We start from the raw sequence: 23240 nt of genomic DNA, 5'->3' as shown, positions 1-23240 counted from the left end.
CGACACTCCGGTGAGCGCGGCAACAATTTCATGGTCGACGCGACGGCGCGGCGCGCGGTCGGGTGGGGCGAGGGTCAGAGCCAGTCGTTGCGGCGGAACCAGCGGTAGAGGGCCAACGAGATGCTGAGCATCAGGGCCAGCACCACGGGGTAGCCGTAGGTCATCCTCAGCTCCGGCATGAAGTCGAAGTTCATGCCGTAGATGCCGGCGATCGCGGTCCACACGGCGGCGATGGCCGCCCAAGCCGCGATCTTGCGCATGTCGTTGTTCTGATCGACCGTGACCTGGGCCAGCCGCGCCTGGAGGATCGAGTTGAGCAGGTCGTCGTACGAGTTGACCTGCTCGACGGTGCGGCTGAGGTGGTCCTGCACGTCCCGGAAGTAGCGGCGCACCTCCTTGGGCACGTCCCGGTTCATCTGGGAGGTCAGCGTCACCAGCGGCCGCTGCAACGGCATCACCGCCCGCTTGAACTCGACGAGTTCCCGCTTCATCTGGTAGATCCGCTGGATCCGGCCGCTGGTCTGGCGGTCGAACACCTCCGTCTCCAGCACATCCATGTCGTCCTCGAGCTGGTCGGCGACCTCCAGGTAGAGGTCGACGACCCGGTCCGTGATCGCGTACGCGACGGCCCAGGGGCCGTTGAGCAGCAGCTCCCGGCGAGCCTCCAGCTCCTCGCGGACGGGCGCCAGCCGGCAGGCGTCACCGTGCCGGACGCTGATCACGAACTGCGGGCCGATGAAGAGCATCACCTGCCCGGTCTCCACCACCTCGGAGTTCTCCGTCAGCTCGGTGTGCTCGCAGTAGCGGGCGGTGCGCAGCACCAGGAAGCTGACTTCGCCGAAACGTTCGAGCTTCGGACGCTGTTGGGCCTTGACCGCGTCCTCCACCGCCAGTTCGTGCAGCCCGTAGGTGGTGGCGATCTCGGTCATCTCGGCCAGCTCCGGCTCGTGCAGGCCGAGCCAGACGAAACCCGCTTCGGCACCGCGCGCCGCGGCCAGTGCGTCGGCGTAGTCCCAGTCGCCGGCCTGCCGCTGACCGTCGAGGTAGAGCGCGCAGTCGACCACGGCGTTGCGTCGCCGCTCGGTCGGCGGCTGGCCGGACTGCGATCCGTCGGGGCTGAGCCGACGAGTCACGGCCCGGACCGGCGACCAGCTCCGCGGCCGCAGGGCCCGGCTGCCGTTGGCGCTCGCGGTCCGGTCGCCAGCGGTGGCCGGGGCGGTCGCCCCCGTGCGCCGCGTCCGCTCCGTCATCACGCCCTCCCCCCGCCGGCTGCGGTTTGCAGGTTACGCCGCCACAGCGATCATGGCCGGACGGCCGGGGGTGGCGCCGGACGGACCGGACCGCATCGGGGGGTGAGGGGTGATCCGGCCCGCCCGGCGCCGTGGGGGCGGGGGTTGTGCCTACGCGTGGTGAGTAACGCTCGCAGCATTGTGGGCCCCGAGCCCCGTCAGCGGGAGACCCGAGCCGACCGGTATTGCTGTTCTGTCAGAAACCCGACAGAAATTCAGCCACGCACCGACGTCATCGCGTCGGCCAACCGCCGAACGCCCTCGTCGATCCGGTCCGCGGTGACCGCCGAATAGGCCAGCCGGAGGGCGTGCCGCCCACCGTCCAGGACGAAGTCGCTGCCCTTGACCACCGCGACGCCACGCTCGGCCGCCGCTGGGGCCAGCCGGTCGACCTCGACGTCCTCCGGCAACTCGACCCAGAGGAAGTAGCCACCGTCGGGCTCCACGAACCGGGCCTGCGGAATGTGCCGGCGCAGCGACTCGGCGAGCACGGTGGCGCGCTCGCCGAGGGCCGCCCGCACCGTCTCGATCGACCGGCCGATGTCCCCCGACACGCAGAACTGGTGCACGATCGCCTGGGACACCATGCCGGGCGAGATGTAGAGGCTCGTCGCCTTCTTCGCGATGTCGCCGATCAGGTCGGCCGGACCCACCAGGTAGCCCACCCGAACGCCCGGGCAGACGGTCTTGGTGAAGCTGGAGGCGTGCACGACCACGCTGCGGGTGTCCATCGACAGCATCGACGGCAGCGCCTCACCCCGGAACCGGATGTCGGCGTACGGGTCGTCCTCGAAGATCGTGAAACCGAACTCGGCGGCCAGGTCCAGTAGTTCGCGACGCTTCTCCAGGGACAGCGTCACACCCGCCGGATTCTGGTAGTTCGGAATGACGTGGGCCAGCCGGGGGCGCACCCCGGACTCCAGCAGCTTGCGTAGCTCGGCGGTGTCCATCCCGTCCGGCTGGATGGTGACGGCGTGCAGTTCGCTGCCCATGTTCCGCAGGTTGAGCAGGGTGCGGTCGTAGGTGGGCCGCTCCACCACCACCGCGTCGCCGGGGCGGACCAGGTGGTCGAAGAGAAAGGCGTCGGCCTGCAACGAGCCGTTGGTGACCAGCACCTGTTCCGCCTCGACACCGTGCTTCTCGGCGATCCACCTGCGGAGCGGGACGTAACCGACGGAGGTGCCGTACGCGGTCACCCCGGCTGGGTCGGCGTCGAAGGCGCGGACGGCGGCGGCCTTGAGCCCCTCGACATCGACGATGTCCAGTGAGGGGGCGCCACGGGCGAAGGAGATCAGCTGCTCGGCGGTCATGGCTGTTCAGCGTACGGGCGGAGGTGGGACGTACGCGGAAGGCACGGCGATGTCCGCATCCTGAGCCACCGGGTCGGGTGAACGGGCGCGTCCGGTGGCTGACCCGCCCGCGCCGACTGTGCGGCAGCTCAGGCCGGAACGCCCACCGGTTCCGACGGCCGCCGGGACGTCCCCGCCACCTGCAGACCCAGCAGAGTCATCAGCTGGCCCCAGTCGAAGTAGGACCGCCAGGCGGCGATCCGCCCCCGGCGCACCCGGACCACGTCCACCACCTCCCAGGCGACGTCCCGTCCGGTGGGCGCGACGGTCCCGAACGGCGTGTGCAGCACGCCGGTGTGGGTGCCGGTCAGCAACTGCTCGACCGCCGCTCCACCGGCCGTGCGTACCGCACCGAGCGGCTCGACCCGCAGGTCGGGAAAGGCACCCGTCCAGGTACGCAGCAGGGCCGGCAATTCGGGCGGACGCACCGTGACGCCCGGCATGGCGTAGTGGGCGTCCGTCGCGTACAGCTCCGGCAGGCGAGCCACGTCCCGCCGCAGGAGCATCTCGTACTGCTGCTGGATCAACCGGTCCGCGCCACGCATCACGCCTCCCCACGCGGGACACGCTCCGCCCGCGCCCGCAGCTAGGGCATTACCCGCCGATCAGCCTGCCCAACCCGCGACGGATCGACCGGTGGCCCACCGTGGTCAGCCGGTGCCGACCATCCGGCTGGCTGCCCACACGCGCATGATGTCGCGTACCGAGATCACCCCGGCGACCTCGCGACCGTCGAGGACGACGAGGTGCCGGAAGCCACCCCGGGCCATCGCCGCCGCCGCTTCCTCGATCGTCCACTCCGGCCCCGCGTAGACGACGTCCCAGGTCAGGTGGGCCCCGGTCCGCTCGATATCGCAGTCGAGCCCGGCTCCGATCGCGTTGAGCACGTCGCGCTCCGTCATGATCCCGATGCCCTCGGAATCCGGGTCGATCACCACCGCCGACCCGATACCGCGCTCCGACATCATCCGCGCCGCCTGCCGGAGCGTGTGCTCCGGACCGACCACGAGGATCTCACTGGACATGGCTTCCCGAACCTGCATGACACATCACCCCTTTGGGACGGCTGCACCCGGTTACCCGCAATGGTGAGCCCCGCAGGTTTCCAGGACAAGACCGGACATCGTCGTGGCGGTACGGTCGCGACTACTGTGCTTGACGTGCCCACCGAGCCGCTGCGCTGCGCGGGAGCGCTGATCGTCGCCCCCGACGGACGCCTGTTCTTCCAACGCCGCTCGCCACACCGGCGGCTCTTCCCCAACTGCTGGGACATCGTCGGCGGGCATCTCGAACCGGGCGAGTCCGTGCAGGACGCGCTGCACCGGGAGGTCACCGAGGAGACCGGCTGGCGGGTCACCGAGGTGATCGCCGAGATCGGCGAGTACCGCTACGTCGGGGACGACGGCCTGGCCCGGATCGAGAGTGACTGGCTGGTCCGGGTCGACGGCGATCTGACCGCACCCGTGCTGGAGGCCGGCAAGCACACCGAGTACCGCTGGCTCGGCCCCGGCGACCTCGACCTGCTCGACGAGCACCGTGAGGTCAACGACGGGCTGATCCGGCACATCGCCGAGCGGGCCTTCGCCGTCCTGCGGTCCACCGGTTCGTGAGCGACGCGGCCGGGCCGCGGTCACCGGGTGACGAGCCGACCCGGCGGTTCTGCCGGGGCTGACCGAGGTCGCCGCCGGACGGGGACGAGCGGTGGCCGGTTGACCGGCGACAGCGCCGCCCCGGGCGGCGCTATCCTCCTTCGGTGAACGCTGCGAGAACAGAAACTGATGCGGGCATGGTCGGAATGGTGCTGGCAGCTGGCGCGGGTCGCCGGCTGCGCCCGTACACCGACACCCTGCCCAAGGCGTTGGTGCCGGTGGACGGCGAGATCACCATCCTCGACATCGCGCTGCGCAACCTGGCCGAGGTGGGGCTCACCGAGGTCGTGGTGGTGGTCGGCTACGCCGCCGACGCCGTCCGCGAACGCCAGGCGGAGCTGGAGCGTCGGTACGGCGTCACGATCACCCTGGTGCCCAACGACAAGGCCGAGGAGTGGAACAACGCGTACTCCCTCTGGCTGGCGCGGGCCTGGTTCTCCCGGGGCGTTCTGCTGGTCAACGGCGACACCGTGCACCCGGTGAGCATCGAGAAGACCCTGCTGGCCGAGCGGGGGCCGGGCGTGCTGCTCGCGGTCGACACCCTCAAGCCGCTGGCCGAGGAGGAGATGAAGACCACCTTCGACGCCGCCGGCCAGCTCACCCGGATCACCAAGCTGATGGACCCGGGCGAGGCGTACGGCGAGTACATCGGGGCCACGCTCATCGAGCCGCAGGTGGCCGAGCCGCTCGCCGACGCCCTGGAGGCGACCTGGCGACGCGACCCGAACCTGTACTACGAGGACGGGTACCAGGAGTTCGCCGACCGTGGCGGCGAGGTCCGGGCCGCACCGATCGGTGACGTGGCCTGGGTCGAGGTCGACAACCACGCCGACCTGGCCCGGGCGCGGGAGATCGCGTGCCGCTACTAGCCCGTACCGTCGCGACGCCGCTGTCGATCGAGGTCCGCCGGGGTGCGGTGGCCGACCTCGGCTCGCTGCTGGCCGATCGTCGGATCTCCAGCGGCGGCGACGTCGCGGTGGTGGTCGGCCCGGGTCAGGGCGAGAAGATCGTGGAGCTGTGCCGGCCCTCGCTCGGGTCGGCCGACGTGTTCACCGTCGCCGGCGGCAGCGTCGACTCCGCCAACGAGCTCGGGGACCAGCTGCGCCGCCGCAACTACGACGCCGTGGTCGGGATCGGCGGCGGGAAGACCATCGACACCGCCAAGTACGCCGCCACCCGCTACGGCATCCCGATGGTCACCGTGGCGACCAGCCTCGCCAACGACGGGATCGCCTCTCCGGTGGCGTCGCTGACGCACGAGGGCGGCAAGGGCTCGTACGGGGTGCACATCCCGATCGCCGTCCTGGTCGACCTCGACTTCGTGGAGAACGGACCGGACCGGCAGACCCAGGCTGGCATCGGCGACGCGGTGAGCAACCTCAGCGCCTGCGCCGACTGGGAGCTGGCCCACGAGGTTCGCGGCGAGCCGATCGACGGGCTGGCCGTGACGCTGGCTCGCACCGGTGCGGAGGCACTGGTCAACCATCCCGGGAAGATCACCGACGACGGGTTCCTGACCACGCTGGCCGAGGCGCTGATCCTGGGCGGCATCTCGATGTCGATCTGCGGGTCCAGCCGGCCGGCCAGCGGCGGCGACCACGAGATCTCGCACGCCATCGACCACCTCTTCCCGAGCACCGCCTCGCACGGGGAGCAGGCCGGCCTCGGTGCGCTCTTCTGCACCTTCCTCCGGGGCGACCTGGAACGGTTCGGCCAGCTCGCCCGCTGCCTGCACCGGCACGGGCTGTCCACCCGACCCGGCGACCTCGGGCTGACCGACGAGCAGTTCGTCGAGGCGGTGGCCTTCGCCCCGCGTACCCGTCCCGACCGCTACACGATCCTCGAACACCTGACGCTGTCCGCCGACGACCTTCGTACCCGGCTGGGAGACTACGTTGACGCCCTTCGTGAGCACCTTGGCTGAGCCGTCCCACCCCACGGTCACCGACTTCCACCGGGTGAACCGGGGCGGTGGCCTGTTCAGCGAGTCGGTCAGCCAGTGGATCGGCGCGGTCTTCGCGCTCGTCGCCCAGCGTCTCGGGCTCCGGCCGACCGCGTTGACCATCACCAACCTGCTGCTCGGGCTGGCCACCTCGGTCACCGTGGTCGCCCTCGCCGGGCCGGTCGCCGCCGGGGAGGTGCCGGCTCCGCTGGTCGGGCTGGTCGCACTCGTCGGCTGGCAGATCGCGTACGCCCTGGACTGCGCCGACGGTCAGCTGGCCCGGGTGACCGGGCAGGGCAGCGCGGCGGGCGCCCGGGTCGACGTGCTCTGTGACGTGGCCGCCCAGATCGCCCTGGTCGCCGCCCTGTCCGCCACCGCCGTGGCGCAGCGGCCGACGACGCCGACCTGGCTGGTGGCGGCGTTCGCCGGCACCTGGATGGTCAACCTCGTCACCTCGGTGATGCAGTCCGGCCCGAACGCGGCCAGCATGGTCACCTCCACCAGCCTGCCGGTACGCCTGGTCAAGCTGGTCCGCGACTACGGCGCCGTCATCTTCGTGGCCGCCCTGGTCCTGGCCGTCGCCCCAGCCCTCACCCTATGGGCGATGATCGCCTTCACCGCGGTCAACGGCGCCTTCCTCCTGGCCAGCATCGCCTTCTCCGCCCACACCTCCCTCCGCTAACCCCAATGCCGCTCAGTTAGGGAGACGGGGCGTCTGTCAAGAGCGTGTCGATAGACGAGGGCGGCGGGGTCTCGGTATAGAGGTTTGTCACTCCAAGACAGCCTCTGGACCGGGAGCCCCGCCGTTGGAACAGTGTGCCATTGCTCGGACCGCCACGGTGGCAGCCGGCCGGTTCGCGCCAGGTCATCTGGGTGAGTTGACGCAGCAGGTGCCCTTCGAGATGGTCGATGCCGTCCTGGCGCAGACGCGGGCGGTGCAGGCGCGGGTGCGGGATCTGCCGTCGCGGGTGGTGGTGTATCTGCTGCTCGCGGCGGGGTTGTTCACCGAGTTGGGTTATCGGCAGGTGTGGGCTCGGCTGGTTGCTGGTCTGGACGGGTTGCCGGTGGCGATGCCGACTTCCTCAGCCCTGTCTCAGGCTCGCCGTCGGGTTGGGGACAAACCTTTGGCAGCGTTGTTCCGGCTGGTGGCAGGTCCGCCTGCCGGGGCTGGGCGATGGCGAGGTCTGCTGGTGTGTGCAATCGACGGCACCAGCATGTTCGTGCCCGACAGCACGGCGAACCTCGCGGTCTATCCTCGTCAGGCCGGAACTCACGGCGGCTCGGGCTATCCGATGCTGCGGCTGGTCGCGGTCGTCGTGTGCGGCACGCGGACCCTCATCGATGCGGTGTTCACTCCCATCAGCACCGGCGAGTTGAGCTGCGCCGCTCGTCTGCTGGGCTGTCTGCACCCGGGCATGCTGCTGCTGGCCGATCGGGGCTTCGCTGCCCGCACGATGATCGAGCAGTTCGCCGGCACCGGCGCTGACCTACTCATCCGTGACAAGGACGACCGGCGGCTACCCGTCATCCGCCGCCATCACGACGGTTCCTGGCTGTCGGTCATCGGCACGATGAGCGTCCGGGTCGTCGACGCCGAGATCGTCGTGAGCATGAACGGCAAACGCCACATCGGCCGGTACCGGCTGATCACCACCCTCACCGACCAGCGCCGTTTCCCGGCCATGGACCTGGTCACCCTCTACCACCACCGCTGGGAGATCGAAACGGCATACCTGGAGTTGAAGTCCACCCTGCTGGGCGGACGGGTCCTGCGAGCCCGAACCCCGAACGGGATCAGTCAAGAGGTCCACGCCCTGCTCACCACCTACCAAGCGGTCCGGCTGGCGATGGCTGACGCCACCGCCAGCCGGCCCACGACCAACCCCGACCGGGCCAGCTTCACCATCGCCGTCCACGCCGCCCGAGACCAGATCACCCACGCCGCCGGTGTCATCGCCGACACCGTCATCGACCTCGTCGGAGCCATCGGCCGCGCCGTCCTGGCCGACCTGCTCCCCCCACGCCGCACCCGAATCAGCCCCCGCGTGGTCAAACGCGCGATCTCCAAACACCGCGCCAAAGGCACCATCGACCGCACCACCTACCACGCCACATTCAAGATCAACATCCTCGACGCGGCAGCATTGACAACCAACCCACCGCCCTAACTGAGCGGCGTTGCCGCTAACCCTGCCCCACCCCGTTGATCATGAGGTTAGCGGCACCTTGAAGATCAATTAGTGCCGCCAACCTCATGATCAACCAGGCTGTTGGTGGGGTTGATCAGGGGTGGGTTAGGGAGGCGTAGACGTCGATGAGGCGTTTGGTGACCACGTCGGGGTGGAAGGTGCGCTCGTAGCGGTTCCGGGCGGAACTGGACAGGGCGGCGGCTCCGGCGGCGGCTATCGGCAGCGCAGCGGCCAGCGCGGCCGGGTCCGGCGACACGACCCAGCCGGCCTCGCCGGCCCGGATCCCGACCGGGAGGCCGGTCTGCGGCTGGGTAACCGCCCCGCCGGCCTGCGCAACGGGGGCTGTGGGCCCGCCGGGGCTGGGCGGGGCGGGTGCCGAGGCGGTCACCGCCGGACCGGTGCCGGCGGGTTCGCGGGGAGTGTCCGCGCCGAGCAGGTACGGGATGCCGCCGAGCGCGGTGCCGAGCACCGGCCGCCCACTGGCCAGCGCCTCGATGATCACGGTGGGCAGCACGTCGTGCCAGGTGGAGGTGGCCAGCACCACGGCGCTCGCGGTCAGCGCGTCGCGGACGCCGGCCCGATCGAGCGGGCCGAGGAACGTGACGTCCGCGCGTTCGGCCGCCGCCGCCTCGACCAGCGGGCGCAGTTCGCCGTCCCCGGCCACCCGCAGCGGGCCCAGCGCGCCGTCCGGGTGCCGGCGCCACGCCTCCAGCAGCAGGCCGAGCCCCTTCTCCGGAGAGAGCCGGCCGAGGAACAGGAAACCCTGGCCGAGCGGAGCGGGCGTACCCGGGTCCGGAATCCCGTTCGGTTTCACCACGATCCGCGAATCGGGGATGCCGTAGTCGCGCAGGTGATCCGCGACGGCGCTGGTCAGGGCGATGAACCGGTCCACCGACTTCCAGGTGCCCCGGTGCACGGCCAGCGTGGTGGCCATCAGCGCGCTCTGCGCCCGCGACCCCCGGTAGCAGCGGTGCACCACCGCCGGCACGCCCAGGGCCCGACCCCGGCAGTCCTGGCAGATCATGCCGTCCCGGAAGTACAGCCCCGAGGAGCAGACCTGTCGGTAGTTGTGCACCGTCTGCACCACCGGCACCCCGTGCCGGTGCGCGGTCCGCACCACCCAGGGCGACAGCAGCGGGTACGGGTTGTGCAGGTGCAGCACGTCCGGCCGGTGCTCGGTGAGCAGCTGGGCCAGCTCCTGCTGGGCGCGGGGAGCGTAGATCGGGGAGATCGGCAGCAGCGCCTTCGCCGTCCTCGGCATCGTCGGGATCTCGTCCGAACTGCGCAGGAACGGCAGCACCTCCACCCCGGCGGCGGTGAGCTGGGCGATCTCGGCGTCGACGATGGTGTTCTCACCGGACGGCTGAGCTTCTCGGTACCGGTTGTGCGCCACCACGATTCTCACGGGAAAGAAGGCTACCGTTGGACGATGCCCGAACTACCGGAGGTGGAGGCGCTCGCCGGTTACCTGCGACAGCGTGCGGTGGGCCGGCGTGTCGACCGTCTGGAGGTCGCCGCCATCAGCGCCCTGAAGACGTACGACCCGGCGCCGACCGCCGTCGCGGGCCGGGCGGTGACCGACGCCCGGCGATACGGCAAGTTCCTCGACGTGGTCTTCGACGGTGGTCTGCACCTGGTGGTCCACCTGGCCCGCGCCGGCTGGCTGCACTACCGGGAGGCGTTCGCCTCGACCGTCCCGCTACGCCCCGGCAAGGGACCGATCGCCATCCGGGTACGCCTCGACGACGGTTCCGGCTTCGACCTGACCGAGGCCGGTACGCAGAAGAAGCTCGCCGCCTACCTGGTTACGGACCCGCAGGTGGTGCCGGGGGTGGCCAAGCTCGGGCCGGACGCGCTCTCGGCCGACCTGGCCACCTTCGCCAGCGCGCTGCGTGGCCGCCGGGGCCAGGTCAAGGGGGTGCTCACCGACCAGTCGGTGCTCGGTGGGGTCGGCAACGCGTACTCCGACGAGATCCTGCACGCCGCGAAGCTGTCGCCGTTCGCGTTGACCGACCGGCTGTCCGACGACCAGATGGCGACCCTGCACGCGGCTACCCGACGGGTGCTGGGTGACGCGGTGACCCGGTCGCTGGGGCAGCGGGCGGCGGAGTTGAAGGGCGAGAAGCGGTCCGGGCTCAAGGTGCACGCCCGTACCGGGCTGCCCTGTCCGGTCTGCGGCGACACCGTACGGGAGGTCTCGTTCGCCGACTCCAGCCTCCAGTACTGCCCCACCTGCCAGACCGGCGGAAAGCCGCTTGCTGACCGACGGTTGTCCAGACTCGTACGGTGAGTAACACCACTCACTGATTACGGAGCGGAATCGGACGCGCGGTGCGCAACCACCGGTCCGGCGCTCTACCGGGGCCGCCATCCATCGGTATAGTGGCCCCGGTCCCCGGCTTCCGGATGGCATGGGGCCGGCCAGATCCCAGGCGGTAGGTGGCCGCCGCGCAATGTCCCTCGGGTCGGCGACGGAACGGAACTCGCGTGGGAAACTGGAACGGTGGGCGACCCGGGCGGTCACGGCGAGTGAACGCCACGGGTCATGCGGGAGGACATGGGTGAGGTGACGGCTAGCCTCCAGCGCCCGGTGACCAACGAAGGCCGGAGCAGACTCGTGCGGCACGTCGACAGCTTCGAGATCCAGCCGCCGAACCCGCCGTCTCCGAACGGCGTACCCCGATCGGCGTGGGCTCGGGCGCGGCGTCGCGTGTCGCGCTGGCACCGGCCGTACACGGCGATCCTGCTGCTGCTCGACTTCGCCGCCGCGGCCTTCGCCAGCTACACCGCGATCCGCACCTTCGACCAGGCCACCGCGGGTTTCCACCAGGCCCAGAACGACCCGACCTGGTTCTACACGGTGGCGTTCCTGCTGCTGCCGCTCGGCTGGCTGGTCACCCTCTGGTTCAACGGGGCCTACGACCGGCGCTGTCTCGGGCTGGGGCCGGACGAGTTCAAGCGCGTGATCCGGGCTGGGGTCGCCGTCTGCGCGGCGCTGTCGTTCCTCGCCTTCGCCACCAAGACCGACCTGTCCCGGTTCACCGTCGGCACGGCGCTGCTGTTGGCGCTGCTGCTGATCCTGCTGGGCCGGATCCTGGCCCGTTTCGTGCTGCACACCGTCCGGCGCAACATCCAGCAGGCGGCGCACCGGATGGTGCTGGTCGGCACCCTGCCGGAGTGCCTGGAGGTGTACACAGCCGTCACCCGCACCCCGGCCGCCGGGCTGGTCCCGGTCGCCATCCACATCACCGACGGGTACGCGGCCGCCAAGGGCGTGCAGACCCCGGTCCCGGTGTACGCCGGTCGCGACGTGCTGGCCCTGGTCCGCGAGATGGGCGCCGACACCATCGCGGTCTGCGGCTCGGCCAGCGCCGAACCCGGTGAGCTGCGCCGCCTGGCCTGGCAGTTGGAGGGCTCCGGCGTCGACCTGGTGGTGGCCCCACAGCTGACCGACATCGCCGGGCCCCGGGTGCACATCCGCCCGATCGAGGGCCTGCCGCTGCTGCACGTCGAGGAGCCCACCCTCTCCGGGCCGGCGCTGCTGGCCAAGAACATGATGGACCGGGTCGCCGCCGGGCTCGGACTGCTCGCGCTGATCCCGGTGTTCATCGCGATCGCCATCGCGATCCGGATCTCCGACCCGGGTCCGGTGTTCTTCCGGCAACCCCGGGTGGGGCACGAGGGGCGCACGTTCCGGGTGTGGAAGTTCCGGACCATGTACGTCGACGCGGAGGACCGGCTGGCCAGCCTGGTCGACCAGAACGAGACCGACGGCATGCTGTTCAAGATGAAGCAGGATCCGCGGGTGTTCCCGGTGGGCCGCTTCCTGCGCGCCTCGTCGCTCGACGAGCTGCCGCAGCTGATCAACGTGCTCAAGGGTGAGATGTCGCTGGTCGGGCCGCGTCCGCTGCCCGCCGACGACGGTGACTTCCTCGGTGATGTGCGACGCCGACTGCTGGTCCGTCCGGGGATGACCGGGTTGTGGCAGGTGTCCGGTCGCTCCGATCTCTCCTGGGACGAGGCCGTCCGGCTGGACCTGTACTACGTCGACAACTGGTCGCTGGCGTACGACCTGAGCATCCTGTGGCGCACCGTCGGCGTGGTGGTCGCACGCAAGGGCGCCTACTGACCGGCGCCCACCCCTTTCCCGCAGCGCCCGCAACCAGCAGGATCGTCGACGTGGGTGGCAACATCTCCGCCGTGATCGGCGTTTTCTCACTGGTCAGTGTGTTGGCCGGGGCGCTGTACGCGGTCGGTCGGCTGCGCGGTCGGCGCGGCATCGCCACGCCCGGACAACGGGCGACCTACGAGGTGCTGCACACCGCCGGACTGGCCGCCGAACCGCTGCGGGCCGGACTCAGCCCGGCTGGCGCGGCGAAGGCCGCCCGTCACCTGCGCACCCTGGTCGGCGCGGAAGGGCTGGCGTTGACCGACGCCGACGACCTGCTCGCGCTGGACGGACGCGGCGCGCACCACCGGGAGCAGCTCCGGACCGCCGCCCGACGGGTGATCGCGTCCGAGCGTTCCACCGTGCTGGGCGAGGCGGAGCTGACCTGCGACCGGATCGACTGTCCGGTCCGGGGCGCGGTGGTGGCCCCGCTCGGTGGGGCGTCCGGCCGGATCGCCGGTGCGCTGGTCGCGGTCACCGACGGCGCACCGGCACCCGGTCTGGTCCAGGCCACCCTGGAGACCGCCCACTGGGCCGGCAGCCAACTGGCCCTGGCGGAGCTGGACTCGTCCCGGGAGCGGTTGGCCCGGGCCGAGGTACGCGCCCTGCGCGCCCAGATCAGCCCGCACTTCATCTACAACGCGCTGACCGCGATCGGCTCCTTCGTCCGCACCGACCCGGAACGGGCGCGGGAGCTGATCCTGGAGTTCGCCGAGTTCACCCGGTACTCGTTCCGGGCGCACGGCGAGTTCACCACGCTGGCCGAGGAGCTGCGCTCGATCGACCGCTACCTGACCATCGAACGGGCCAGGTTCGGCGACCGGCTCCAGGTGCGGCTCCAGATCGCCCCCGAGGTGCTGCCGGTGACCCTGCCGTTCCTGTGCCTGCAACCACTTGTCGAGAACGCGGTACGCCACGGGTTGTCGCGCAAGCCGGGCACGGGCATGGTGAGCATCGAGGCCCGGGACGCGGGCGCCGAATGCCACATAACGGTGGAGGACGACGGAGTGGGGATGGATCCGGCCACGCTGACCGCGGGGATCGCCGAGCTGGCCGGGTCCACCGGCGACCCGGGGGACGATCCGGGCCAGCACGTCGGGCTGTCGAACGTCGACGAGCGCCTGCGGTCGGTCTTCGGCGACGGCTTCGGCCTGGTCGTCGAGACCGGGGTCGGCTCGGGTACGAAGGTGAGCATGCGGGTGCCGAAGTTCCACCCCGGCGTACGGGCCGGTTCGTGACCGGCTCCGGCCCGGCCCCCGGCGCCGGCTTCCTGCGGGTGCTGGCGGTCGACGACGAGCCACCGGCACTCGACGAGTTGGCGTACCACCTGCGGGCCGACCCCCGGGTGGCCCGGCTGCACACGGCCGGTGACGCGACCGAGGCGCTGCGGGTGCTGCGCGACGACGACGTGGACGTGGTCTTCCTGGACATCCGGATGCCTGGCCTCGACGGCATGGAGCTGGCCCGGGTACTGCGCCGCTTCGCCCGACCGCCGGCGATCGTCTTCGTCACCGCGTACGACGACGGCGCCGCGGACGCCTTCGACGTGGGTGCCACCGACTACGTACGCAAGCCGGTACGCGCCGAGCGGCTGGCCGAGGCGCTGCGCCGGGTGGTCGGCGCGCGGGTGGTACCCACCCATCCCGCGGCGCTGGCCCGGGCGGAGGAGGATCCCACCATCCCGGTCGAGCTGGCCGGTACCACCCGGATGCTGCCCCGTTCCGCAGTGCGGTGGGTCGAGGCGCAGGGCGACTACGCCCGGCTGCACACGGCGGACGGTTCGCACCTGGTACGGGTCTCCCTGGCGACGCTCGCCGAACGATGGGCCGATGCGGGGTTCGTCCGGATCCACCGGTCGTACCTGGTGCAGCTGCGGCTGATCGCCGAACTCCGCCTGGTCAACTCCGGCTACGTGGTGGTCATCGACGACACCGAGCTGCCGGTGAGCCGGCGGCACACCCGCGAGCTGAAGGACAAGCTGGTCCGGGCCGCCAAGCAGGAGTGGAGCCGCTGACCGGCCGGTGAGCCGTTCTCGCCCCCTATAGAGATCATTGCTGTTCTATCCTCCGGTGGCCGGTCCAACACGGGGCGCGGGACCGGCGTGGGCGCGGTGCCTGCCTGAGCCGCCCCACCCCCTCCGGTTTGGACAGCTATGCATATCCCCCTCATCCGCCGGGCCGCCCTGGCCTGCGTCACGGCCGCCGCCGTGCTGTTGCCGGGCGCCACACCCGCGCTGGCCGCCTCGACCGGCACGATCAGCGGCCGGTTGACCACCGCCGCCGGCGCCGCCGCACCTGACGTCCCGGTCGTCGTCTATCCCAGTGGCGAGTACGACGTCGTGGCCAGCACGATGACCGACGCCGACGGTGCGTATACCTTGCCCCAGCTCAACCCGGGGTCCTACACCGTCGGATACCTGCCCGACAGCCGTCCGGAGCAGTACTACCGGCAACAGTTGCGACCCTGGGACGCCGACCCGGTCGTCGTGACCGCGGGTGCCACGACCACGGTCGACGAACAGTTACTGCCCACCGGCACCATCTCCGGCCAGCTCCTGGACGCCGCCGGTGAGCCCGTGTTCGACCTGCGGGTGCTCGCCATCGAGGCCGACGCCAACCTGGTGGCCAGCGCACGCACCGACGAAAACGGCCGGTACGAGATGGACGTGGTCGCGGGCCGGTACCGGGTGCAATTCGAGCCGATCGAAGGCTCCTACCAGAGGCAGTACGTGCCAGGGCAGGTGGACGAGGAGAGCGCGACCCTCTTCGAGGTCACCGAAGGCGCGCGGGTCGTGGCCGACGACACCGTACTGTCCGTGGGCACGCTGTCTGGCCGGTTCACCACCGCCGCCGGGGCACCGTTGACGAACGCGGACGTCTACGTCTACACCCCGAACATGTACAGCGTGCACTCGGACGGGACCAGCGCCGACGGCACCTTCGAGGCCCAGCTTCTCGCCGGCACCTACAAGGTCGGCCTCTACACGAACGAGCGGCACCAGTACTACCCGGGGCAGCTCGAATCCGACCAGGCCGAACTGGTCACCGTGCGCGGCGGCGAGCAAACCGCCATCACCGACAGCCTGCTGGGCACCGGCTCCGTACGGATCAGCGCGGTGGACTCGGTGACCGGAGCACCGGTGGCCAACTTCTGCGCCCACGACGGGTGCAGCAACGGCAGCGGCCGGGTGACCATCAGCGACCTGACCCAGGGCCGGCACGACATCTACGTGTACGCGCCCGACGGCCGGTACTTCCCCCGGGAGCGCACCGGCGTACGGGTGCGTGCCGACCAGACCACCGAGCTGACCATCAAGCTCCGTCCGGGCGCGGTCATCACCACCACCGTCCTGGACCGACAGAGCGGCTCGCCCGTCTCCGGGGTCTGCCTGGACGCCTTCGCGCCCAAGCGGGCGACGCTGCGGGACGGCTACGGCAATTGCAGCAACCGCAGCGGCCAGGTTCGCGTCGGTCCGCTCACCGCCGGTGAGTACAAGCTCTTCGCCGTACCGCAGAACACGACGTACGGCCGGCAGTGGGTGGGCGCCGCCGGCGGTACCGGCGACGAGCGGGAGGCGGCGACCGTCACCGCCACCGTCGGCCAGGTGGCCACCGGCCCGGTGATCCAGCTCGACCGGGCGGGCCAGGTCACCGGCCGGGTCACCGACGCCGAGACCGGCGCTGCCCTGCCGGACGTCAACGTCTCGGTGCTTACCGGCCATCCTGGCGTCGGCGCCGAGGACGCCGTCACCGATGACCAGGGCGACTACACGCTGAGCCGGCTCGGCCCGTACGAGTGGCCGGTGGTCTTCAGCCGTGGGGGGTACGCGACCGTCTGGTCCGGCGGTGCGGCAAGCCGGTTCAGCGCGACTCCGGTGCAGGTAGGTGCCGGCGCCACCGCCAACCTCGACGCGACGCTCAGGCGTGGCGTGCAGCTCAACGGCACCTTCCGCAACACCGAAGGCACGCCACTGCGCAGCGGCTGGGTGCTCGCCCACAGCGTGGACACCGGTGACTACGCCGGTAGCGGCTGGGTCTCCAACGGGGAGTTCACCATGCGGTTGACCGGCCGCCAGCGGATCTTCTTCAGCTACGACGTGTACTTCGACGATGAGCAGATGTACTCGGGCCGGTACCAGGTGACCGACCCGGACGGCACCCGACGGCTGGCCCGGTTCACCGTGCCCGCATCGGGTTCGATGACCGCTGATCTGGTCATCTCGACCAGCTGATGGCATGGCCCGGGGGCGACAGGCGCCCCCGGGCCATGCGGTTGTCCACAGCTCCACCTCGTTATCCACAAGTTGTCCACAGGCCCCTTGACAATCCCGTCCGGCGGACCAGACTGCCGGGATGGCCGCCGAGGATGCACCGCCGGCACCCCGCCGACCCGAACCCGACGCAACCTCCGATTCGACCGTCGGAACCGGGCCACCGGCGCGTACCCGGGTGGTGCTGGCCGAGGTGTCCCGCCGGTCGCGCTGGGCGGGTGGCACCCACACCGAGCTGACCCAGCAGACCCGGGTCGGTGAGGCGCTCGTCCGTGGCCTGGTCCGCGCTCAGCTGGCGCTGGCCCTGCAACTGTCGGCGGTGGTGATGGTCGGGCTGGGCGGGCTGCCCTGGCTGTTCGCCATCGCACCCTCGGTCGGCCGGATGACCGTGCTCGGCGTCAACCTGCCGTGGCTGCTGCTCGGGGTGCTCTCCTTCCCGTTCCTGGTCGCCGTCGGGTGGACGTACGTCCGCCTGGCCGAGCGCAACGAGCAGGACTTCACCGACCTGGTCCAGCGGCCGGAGCGCTGACGTGGGCAACAATCTCGTCGTACCGGCGATCGTGGCGGTCACCCTGGTCACCGTCGCCATCGGCTTCTACGGGCTGCGGCTGGCCCGCACCACCTCCGACTTCCTGGTCGCCTCCCGGGTGGTCAGCCCCACCTGGAACGCCGCCGCGATCGGCGGCGAGTACCTGTCGGCGGCGAGCTTCCTCGGCGTCGCCGGGCTGATCCTCAAGTACGGCGTGGACGTGCTCTGGTACCCGGTCGGGTTCGCCGCCGGCTACCTGGCCCTGCTGCTGTTCGTTGCCGCGCCGCTGCGTCGATCCGGTGCCTTCACCCTGCCCGACTTCTGCGAGCTGCGGCTCGGGTCCCGCCGGCTACGGACGCTGGCCACCGTCTTCGTGATCTTCATCGGCTGGCTCTACCTGGTGCCGCAGCTCCAGGGTGCCGGTCTGACGCTGGCCACGCTGGCCGGGTCGCCGTACCCGGTCGGCGCGCTGGTGGTGGCCGCCGTCGTCACCGCGAACGTGGCCCTGGGTGGGATGCGGGCGGTCACCTTCGTGCAGGCGTTCCAGTACTGGCTCAAGCTGACCGCGCTGGCCGTACCGGCGATCTTCCTCGCGTTGCAGTGGCAGGCCGACGGTCGCCCGGCGGTGACCCCGCCCGAGGGAGCCACGTTCCGCACCGCGACCACCGTCGTGGTCGAGCAACGCGCCGTGCTCACCCTCGCCGACGGTCAGACCCTGGAGGTACGCCCCGGCGACGAGCTGAGCTTCGCCGAGGGTGAACCGGTGCCGGAGGTCTCCGGGGTGGCCAACGGTGCCACCGACTGGTTGCTGCCCAGCGACGCCGGTTCCGACGACCGGGGGCTGTTCGGCACGTACTCGCTGATCCTGGCCACCTTCCTGGGCACCATGGGGCTGCCGCACGTGCTGGTGCGCTTCTACACCAACCCCGACGGGGCCGCCGCCCGCCGGACCACACTGGTGGTGCTTGCCCTGGTCGGCGTCTTCTACCTGCTGCCCACCATCTACGGCGTGCTGGGCCGGATCTACACACCGCAACTGCTGATCACCGGCCAGACCGACGCCGTGGTGGTGCTGCTGCCCGAGGCGGCACTCGGTGCCGGGACCACCGGTCGACTACTGGCGGCGCTGGTCGCCGCCGGGGCGTTCGCGGCCTTCCTGTCCACCTCGTCCGGGCTGCTCACCAGCGTCGCGGGGGTGATCTCCACCGACGTGCTCGGTCGAGGCTCGGTGCGCGGTTTCCGGCTGGCCACGGTGATCGCCGGAGTGGTGCCGACGGTCCTCGCCCTCAACGTCTCCGGTCTGGACGTCTCACAGGTGGTGGGCCTGGCGTTCGCGGTCGCCGCGTCCAGTTTCTGCCCGCTGCTGGTGCTCGGCATCTGGTGGCGGGGTCTCACCGACGCGGGCGCCGCCGCCGGAATCCTCGTCGGCGGCGGGGCCGCCGTGGCGTCGGTCCTGGTCACCGTCCTCGGGCCGGCCCTGACCGGCTGGCCGGCCACCCTCATCGCCCAGCCGGCCGCCTGGACGGTGCCGCTGGCCTTCACGGTGATGATCGCGGTCTCGCTGGCCACCCGCCGTCGCGCCCCGGCCGACATCGGCCGCACCATGCTCCGCCTGCACGCCCCCGACGCCCTCCACTCGTGAATGCGCTTGCGGCACCGGCTCGGCGCTGGTCCGCCTCGGGGATGAGCTGCGGATCCTCCTCCGGTCGGGCGGCGGGCTGGTCGGCACGGGATACGGTCGGGCGCATGACTGGTGAGCACCCGGCGCTGGCGCTGCGCGGCCTGGCCAAGAGCTTCGACGGCAAGGTCGCGGTGGCCGGCGTGGATCTCGACGTCCCGGCCGGCTCGTTCTACGGGCTGCTCGGCCCGAACGGCGCCGGCAAGACCACCACCCTGTCGATGGCCGTCGGACTGCTACGTCCCGACGCCGGCGGCGCCTGGGTGCTCGGCCACGACGTGTGGGCCGACCCGGTCACCGCGAAGCGGTTGCTCGGCGTCATGCCGGACGGGGTACGCCTGTTCGACCGGCTCAGCGGAGCCGAGTTGCTCGCCTATCACGGTCTGCTGCGCGGCATGGACCCGGCCGTGGTCGACCAGCGGGCGGCGGAGCTGCTCGACGTGCTGGCCCTCGCCGACGCCGGCCGGACCCTGGTGGTCGACTACTCCGCCGGCATGAAGAAGAAGATCGGTCTGGCCTGCGCGTTGTTGCACGGTCCCCGGGTGCTCGTGCTCGACGAACCGTTCGAGGCGGTCGACCCGGTCTCGGCGGCACTCATCCGGGACATCCTGAAGCGGTACGTGGCCGGCGGTGGGACGGTGGTCTTCTCCAGCCACGTCATGGAGGTCGTGCAACGACTCTGCTCGCACGTGGCGATCCTCGCCGCCGGCACCATCAAGCGGGTCGGCACGCTGGAGCAGGTACGCGGCGACCGCTCGTTGGAGGACGTCTTCGTCGAGGTGGTCGGCGGCCGTACCGCCACCGGTGAGGAGCTGGCGTGGCTGTCCCGGTGACCGCACCGGCGAGCCAGGTGCGGCCGGTCTCGGCGCGTCACTTCGTCCGGCTCAAGCTGCGGGTGATGGGCAACAACTTCCGTGGTCAGGGCTGGCGGGTGGCGCTGTTCCTGGTCGGCTCACTGATCGGGCTCTGGTTCGCGGTCGGCGCCTTCTTCGGCCTGGCCGCTCCCGGGCTGGCCGGCGACGACCGGTACGCCCTGCTGGTCGCCGCTTTCGCCGGTGGGCTGACGGTGCTCGGTTGGCTGCTGCTGCCGCTGGTCTTCTTCGGCGTCGACGAGACCCTCGACCCGGCCCGCTTCGCGCTGCTGCCGCTGTCCCGACGCACCCTGGTGACCGGGCTGTTCGCGGCGGCGCTGGTGAGCGTGCCCACGGTCGCCGCGCTGCTGGCCCTCTCCGGGCTGGTGGTCACCGCCGGGGTGTTCGGCGGCTGGTCGGCCGCCGTGGTCACCGCCGTCGGGGTGGTCTGCGGGCTGCTCCTCTGCGTCGCCGGTGCCCGAGCGGTGACCAGCGCGTTCGCCTCCATGCTCCGCTCCCGCCGGGTACGCGACCTGGCCGCCGTCCTGCTCGCGGTGCTCGCCGCCTCGCTCGGCCCGTTGCAGCTCGCCGGCCTGGCCGCGATCCAGGACACCGACTGGGACCGGCTCACCGGCGTGGCGACGGTGATCGGCTGGACCCCCCTCGGTGCCCCGTGGACGGCGGGTATCGACGTGGCGCAGGGCCGGGCCTGGGCCGCTCCCGTGAAGCTGCTGATCACCGTGGTGACGATCGTCGCGCTGCTGGCCTGGTGGTCACGCTCGCTGGAGTCGGCGATGGTGGGCGCGGCGAGCGCCGGACCCACCAGGGCGAGGCCCGATGTCAGCGGCGGCGTGGTGGCCCAGCTCTTCCCCCGGGCCGCCGGCTGGCTGAGCCGGGACCGGTTCGGCGCCCTGGTCTCCAGGGAGGCGCGCTACTGGTGGCGGGACGCCCGACGACGCGCCAACCTGATCACCATCGCGGTGGTCGGTCTCTTCGTGCCGGTGATGGTCAATTTCGGCGGGCAGGGCTTCACCTTCGACAGCGACCAGGGATTCAGCCCTGCCGGGGAGACCTCGCCGGTGCTGGTCAGCCTCTCCATGCTCTTCGTCGGTCTGCTCGCCGCGGTGACGCTGGCCAACCAGTTCGGCTTCGACGGCAGCGCGTACGCGGCGAACGTGGTGGCCGGCGTGCCGGGGCGGCTGGAGCTGCGCGCCCGGATCACCGCGTTCTCGCTCTACGTGCTGCCGATGCTGGCGGTGGTCGCCGTGGTGATCGCGCTGGTGCTCGGTCGGCCGACGTGGATCGGATTCATGGCGGGTGCGCTGGTCGCCACCTACGGTGCCGGGCTGGCGGTCAACCTGTTCGTCTCCGTGCTGGGCGCGTACTCGCTGCCGGAGACGAGCAACCCGTTCGCGATGAACAGCGGAGCCGGGGTGGTCAAGGGCATACTGACCCTGCTGGCCATGGTGGCGACCGGGGCGCTCGCCGCACCGATGGTGCTCGCCGCGGCACTGCTCGGCGACGCGTGGCTCTGGCTGGGCCTGCCGCTGGGCGTGGCCTACGGCGTCGGCGCGGCGCTGCTCGGCGCGTACCTGGCCGGCGACGTGCTGGACCGCCGCCAGCCCGAACTGCTCGCCCTGGTCACCCCGCGACGCTGAGGCCGCACCGGACGCGGCGTGGTGCGGTGTCCCGTTCGTGGGATACCGCACCGGGCCGGCATGTCGCGAAGCCGCGGCCAGGGCCGGTCGAACCGGGCGGACGGGTCACAATGTTTCACGTGAATCATGAGCCGGGTGCCCGGATCCACCACACCGACCCGTTCGCCGCGCCGGCCGGGAATCGTTCACCCGTACGCCGGCTGCGGGGTCGGCTCGCCGCGCCGGTGACCCTCTGGACGGCGCCGGGGCCGGCCGGCCTGACGGTGTCGTCGACCCTGGTCGCCGAGGGTGAGCCGGGACGTCTGCTCGGGCTGGTGGACGCCGAGTCGGAGCTGTGGGCGGCGGTCGAGGAGGCCGGCTGTTTCGCCGTGGCCCCGCTCGGCCCGGCGCACCGGCAGCTCGCCGACCGGTTCGCCGGCCTGTTCCCCTCGCCGGGCGGCCTTTTCGCCATCGGTGCCTGGCTGGACACGCCGTACGGGCCGGTGCCGGACGACGCGGGTGGCTGGGCCGGCTGCCGCCTCGACGGTGCCCGGCAGTACGGCTGGGGTCTGCTGGTGGAGGCGACCATCGAGCGGGTGGAACTGGGCGACGACGTGGAACCGCTGCTGCACCACCGGGGCCGCTACCGGGGACTGGCCTGACCGTCCCGACGGAGCGGTCATCGCGCTCCTTTAGGCTGACAACTCATGAAGGTTGAGCAGCGCTTCGGTCCCGGTCACCGCATCCTGGTCACCGGCGGGGCCGGGTTCGTCCCGTCGCACCTGGTGGATTCCCTGATCGAACGCGGCTGCACGGTCGTCGCCCTCGACAACTTCGTCACCGGCTCCAAGGAGAACGTCGCACACCTGCTCGACACGCCGACCTTCACGCTTGTGGAGGCCGACATCTCCGACGGGCTGCCCAGCCATCCGGCGGTGGCGGAGCGGTTCGACGCGATCCTGCACATGGCCTCGCCGGCCAGCCCGACCGACTTCGAGAAGCTGCCGGTGGAGATCCTGCGGGTCGGGTCGGTGGCCACCCTGCACCTGTTGGAGCGGGCCGCCACCGACGGCGCCCGGTTCCTGCTGGCCTCCACCTCGGAGGCGTACGGCGACCCGAAGGAGCACCCCCAGCGGGAGACGTACTGGGGCAACGTCAACCCGATCGGCATTCGCAGCGTCTACGACGAGGCGAAGCGCTTCTCGGAGGCCGCGACGATGGCGTACCGCCGCAGTCGCGGCGTGGACACCGCGATCGTGCGGATCTTCAACACCTACGGGCCGAGGATGCGGCCGGACGACGGGCGGGCCATCCCGACCTTCATCTCGCAGGCGATGCGGGGCGAACCGATCACGGTGCACGGCACCGGCAACCAGACCCGCTCCATCTGCTACGTCGCCGACCTGGTCCGGGGCATCCTGTTGCTGCTCGACTCGACCGAGAGCGGGCCGGTGAACTGCGGCACCGAGCACGAGATGAGCATGCGGGAGCTGGCCGAGACGATCGTGTCGCTCTGCGGCAGCCGATCCGAGGTGACATTCGTCACGCGCAGTGCCGACGATCCGGAGATGCGTCGCCCGGATCTCACCCTGGCCCGGGAAGCGCTCGGCTACGAGCCGACCGTCGCTCCCGAGGAGGGGCTGCGGCGCACCATCGAGCACTTCCGCCAACGGTTGGGGTAGCCCGACG

General features: G+C 71.2%; 21 protein-coding genes. 16 read left to right on the top strand and 5 right to left on the bottom strand.

Annotated elements, in window-relative coordinates:
• Positions 1–74: 74 nt before the first annotated feature.
• From corA to O7605_RS20365, 4 genes are all read right to left on the bottom strand, one after another.
• Positions 75–1133, bottom strand: a complete 1059-nt coding sequence (gene corA, locus O7605_RS20380) for a magnesium/cobalt transporter CorA (RefSeq protein WP_269742700.1) — start codon at positions 1131–1133, stop codon at positions 75–77.
• 371 nt (positions 1134–1504) lie between these two features.
• Positions 1505–2599, bottom strand: a complete 1095-nt coding sequence (locus O7605_RS20375; protein WP_269740636.1) for an aminotransferase-like domain-containing protein — start codon at positions 2597–2599, stop codon at positions 1505–1507.
• A gap of 128 nt (positions 2600–2727) precedes the next feature.
• Positions 2728–3183 (bottom strand): ester cyclase, encoded by a 456-nt coding sequence (locus O7605_RS20370; RefSeq protein WP_269740635.1) that lies wholly within the window; start codon positions 3181–3183, stop codon positions 2728–2730.
• A 105-nt stretch (positions 3184–3288) separates the two neighbouring features.
• Positions 3289–3681 (bottom strand): CBS domain-containing protein, encoded by a 393-nt coding sequence (locus O7605_RS20365; protein ID WP_269740634.1) that lies wholly within the window; start codon positions 3679–3681, stop codon positions 3289–3291.
• Between the two features lie 117 nt (positions 3682–3798).
• Between O7605_RS20365 and O7605_RS20360 the strand changes: the two genes are divergently transcribed.
• From O7605_RS20360 to O7605_RS20340, 5 genes are all read left to right on the top strand, one after another.
• Positions 3799–4248: an NUDIX domain-containing protein gene (locus O7605_RS20360; RefSeq protein WP_269740633.1), complete on the top strand. Its 450-nt coding sequence runs from the start codon at positions 3799–3801 to the stop codon at positions 4246–4248.
• A 176-nt stretch (positions 4249–4424) separates the two neighbouring features.
• Positions 4425–5156 carry a phosphocholine cytidylyltransferase family protein gene (locus tag O7605_RS20355; protein WP_269740632.1) on the top strand — a complete coding sequence of 244 codons (732 nt, stop codon included), beginning with the start codon at positions 4425–4427 and terminating at the stop codon, positions 5154–5156.
• Positions 5144–6211, top strand: a complete 1068-nt coding sequence (locus O7605_RS20350; RefSeq protein ID WP_269740631.1) for an iron-containing alcohol dehydrogenase family protein — start codon at positions 5144–5146, stop codon at positions 6209–6211. The genes O7605_RS20355 and O7605_RS20350 overlap by 13 nt, the downstream gene beginning before the upstream one ends.
• On the top strand, positions 6195–6911 hold the full coding sequence (locus O7605_RS20345) for a CDP-alcohol phosphatidyltransferase family protein (protein ID WP_269740630.1): 717 nt from the start codon (positions 6195–6197) through the stop codon (positions 6909–6911). The genes O7605_RS20350 and O7605_RS20345 overlap by 17 nt, the downstream gene beginning before the upstream one ends.
• A gap of 157 nt (positions 6912–7068) precedes the next feature.
• Complete coding sequence (locus O7605_RS20340) at positions 7069–8397, top strand: IS4 family transposase (RefSeq protein ID WP_269738909.1); 1329 nt, start codon at positions 7069–7071, stop codon at positions 8395–8397.
• Positions 8398–8512: 115 nt separating this feature from the next.
• Here O7605_RS20340 and O7605_RS20335 read toward each other — a convergent pair whose 3' ends face one another.
• The gene (locus O7605_RS20335) at positions 8513–9823 is read right to left on the bottom strand and encodes a glycosyltransferase family 4 protein (RefSeq protein WP_269740629.1); all 1311 of its coding nucleotides are present in this window, start codon (positions 9821–9823) and stop codon (positions 8513–8515) included.
• 24 nt (positions 9824–9847) lie between these two features.
• Here O7605_RS20335 and O7605_RS20330 point away from each other — a divergent pair, with 24 nt between their 5' ends.
• From O7605_RS20330 to O7605_RS20280, 11 genes are all read left to right on the top strand, one after another.
• On the top strand, positions 9848–10708 hold the full coding sequence (locus O7605_RS20330) for an Fpg/Nei family DNA glycosylase (protein WP_269740628.1): 861 nt from the start codon (positions 9848–9850) through the stop codon (positions 10706–10708).
• A 267-nt stretch (positions 10709–10975) separates the two neighbouring features.
• Positions 10976–12547, top strand: coding sequence for a sugar transferase (locus tag O7605_RS20325; protein WP_164448911.1), 1572 nt, complete (start codon positions 10976–10978; stop codon positions 12545–12547).
• 50 nt (positions 12548–12597) lie between these two features.
• Positions 12598–13824, top strand: coding sequence for a sensor histidine kinase (locus O7605_RS20320; RefSeq protein WP_269740627.1), 1227 nt, complete (start codon positions 12598–12600; stop codon positions 13822–13824).
• On the top strand, positions 13821–14600 hold the full coding sequence (locus O7605_RS20315) for a LytR/AlgR family response regulator transcription factor (protein ID WP_269740626.1): 780 nt from the start codon (positions 13821–13823) through the stop codon (positions 14598–14600). Before O7605_RS20320 ends, O7605_RS20315 begins: the two co-directional genes overlap by 4 nt.
• Before the next feature lie 138 nt (positions 14601–14738).
• The gene (locus tag O7605_RS20310; RefSeq protein WP_269740625.1) at positions 14739–16817 is read left to right on the top strand and encodes a carboxypeptidase regulatory-like domain-containing protein; all 2079 of its coding nucleotides are present in this window, start codon (positions 14739–14741) and stop codon (positions 16815–16817) included.
• 121 nt (positions 16818–16938) lie between these two features.
• Positions 16939–17385 carry a hypothetical protein gene (locus O7605_RS20305; protein ID WP_269740624.1) on the top strand — a complete coding sequence of 149 codons (447 nt, stop codon included), beginning with the start codon at positions 16939–16941 and terminating at the stop codon, positions 17383–17385.
• 1 nt (position 17386) lies between these two features.
• Positions 17387–19027, top strand: a complete 1641-nt coding sequence (locus O7605_RS20300) for a sodium/solute symporter (RefSeq protein ID WP_269740623.1) — start codon at positions 17387–17389, stop codon at positions 19025–19027.
• 104 nt (positions 19028–19131) lie between these two features.
• Positions 19132–19896: an ABC transporter ATP-binding protein gene (locus tag O7605_RS20295; RefSeq protein ID WP_269740622.1), complete on the top strand. Its 765-nt coding sequence runs from the start codon at positions 19132–19134 to the stop codon at positions 19894–19896.
• Entirely contained in the window at positions 19881–21572 is a 1692-nt protein-coding gene (locus tag O7605_RS20290) for an ABC transporter permease (RefSeq protein WP_269740621.1), read from the top strand. The genes O7605_RS20295 and O7605_RS20290 overlap by 16 nt, the downstream gene beginning before the upstream one ends.
• Before the next feature lie 26 nt (positions 21573–21598).
• Positions 21599–22213 (top strand): flavin reductase family protein, encoded by a 615-nt coding sequence (locus tag O7605_RS20285; RefSeq protein ID WP_443083949.1) that lies wholly within the window; start codon positions 21599–21601, stop codon positions 22211–22213.
• A 45-nt stretch (positions 22214–22258) separates the two neighbouring features.
• Entirely contained in the window at positions 22259–23233 is a 975-nt protein-coding gene (locus O7605_RS20280) for an NAD-dependent epimerase/dehydratase family protein (RefSeq protein ID WP_269740620.1), read from the top strand.
• Positions 23234–23240 lie beyond the last annotated feature (7 nt).

It is taken from the genome of Verrucosispora sp. WMMA2121 (genome assembly GCF_027460185.1).
GTDB classification, from domain to species: domain Bacteria; phylum Actinomycetota; class Actinomycetes; order Mycobacteriales; family Micromonosporaceae; genus Micromonospora; species Micromonospora palythoicola.
The sequence above is the reverse complement of the archived record's forward strand: the minus strand, read 5'-3'. Positions and strand labels throughout refer to the sequence as shown.

Excerpts from the sequence above, each read along its gene's own strand:
- O7605_RS20375 (WP_269740636.1), bottom strand. The coding sequence starts at position 2,599 with ATGACCGCCGAGCAGCTGATCTCCTTCGCCCGTGGCGCCCCCTCACTG.
- O7605_RS20370 (WP_269740635.1), bottom strand. The coding sequence starts at position 3,183 with ATGCGTGGCGCGGACCGGTTGATCCAGCAGCAGTACGAGATGCTCCTG.
- O7605_RS20365 (WP_269740634.1), bottom strand. The coding sequence starts at position 3,681 with ATGCAGGTTCGGGAAGCCATGTCCAGTGAGATCCTCGTGGTCGGTCCG.
- O7605_RS20355 (WP_269740632.1), top strand. The coding sequence starts at position 4,425 with ATGGTCGGAATGGTGCTGGCAGCTGGCGCGGGTCGCCGGCTGCGCCCG.
- O7605_RS20330 (WP_269740628.1), top strand. The coding sequence starts at position 9,848 with ATGCCCGAACTACCGGAGGTGGAGGCGCTCGCCGGTTACCTGCGACAG.
- O7605_RS20325 (WP_164448911.1), top strand. The coding sequence starts at position 10,976 with ATGGGTGAGGTGACGGCTAGCCTCCAGCGCCCGGTGACCAACGAAGGC.
- O7605_RS20310 (WP_269740625.1), top strand. The coding sequence starts at position 14,739 with ATGCATATCCCCCTCATCCGCCGGGCCGCCCTGGCCTGCGTCACGGCC.
- O7605_RS20305 (WP_269740624.1), top strand. The coding sequence starts at position 16,939 with ATGGCCGCCGAGGATGCACCGCCGGCACCCCGCCGACCCGAACCCGAC.
- O7605_RS20295 (WP_269740622.1), top strand. The coding sequence starts at position 19,132 with ATGACTGGTGAGCACCCGGCGCTGGCGCTGCGCGGCCTGGCCAAGAGC.
- O7605_RS20280 (WP_269740620.1), top strand. The coding sequence starts at position 22,259 with ATGAAGGTTGAGCAGCGCTTCGGTCCCGGTCACCGCATCCTGGTCACC.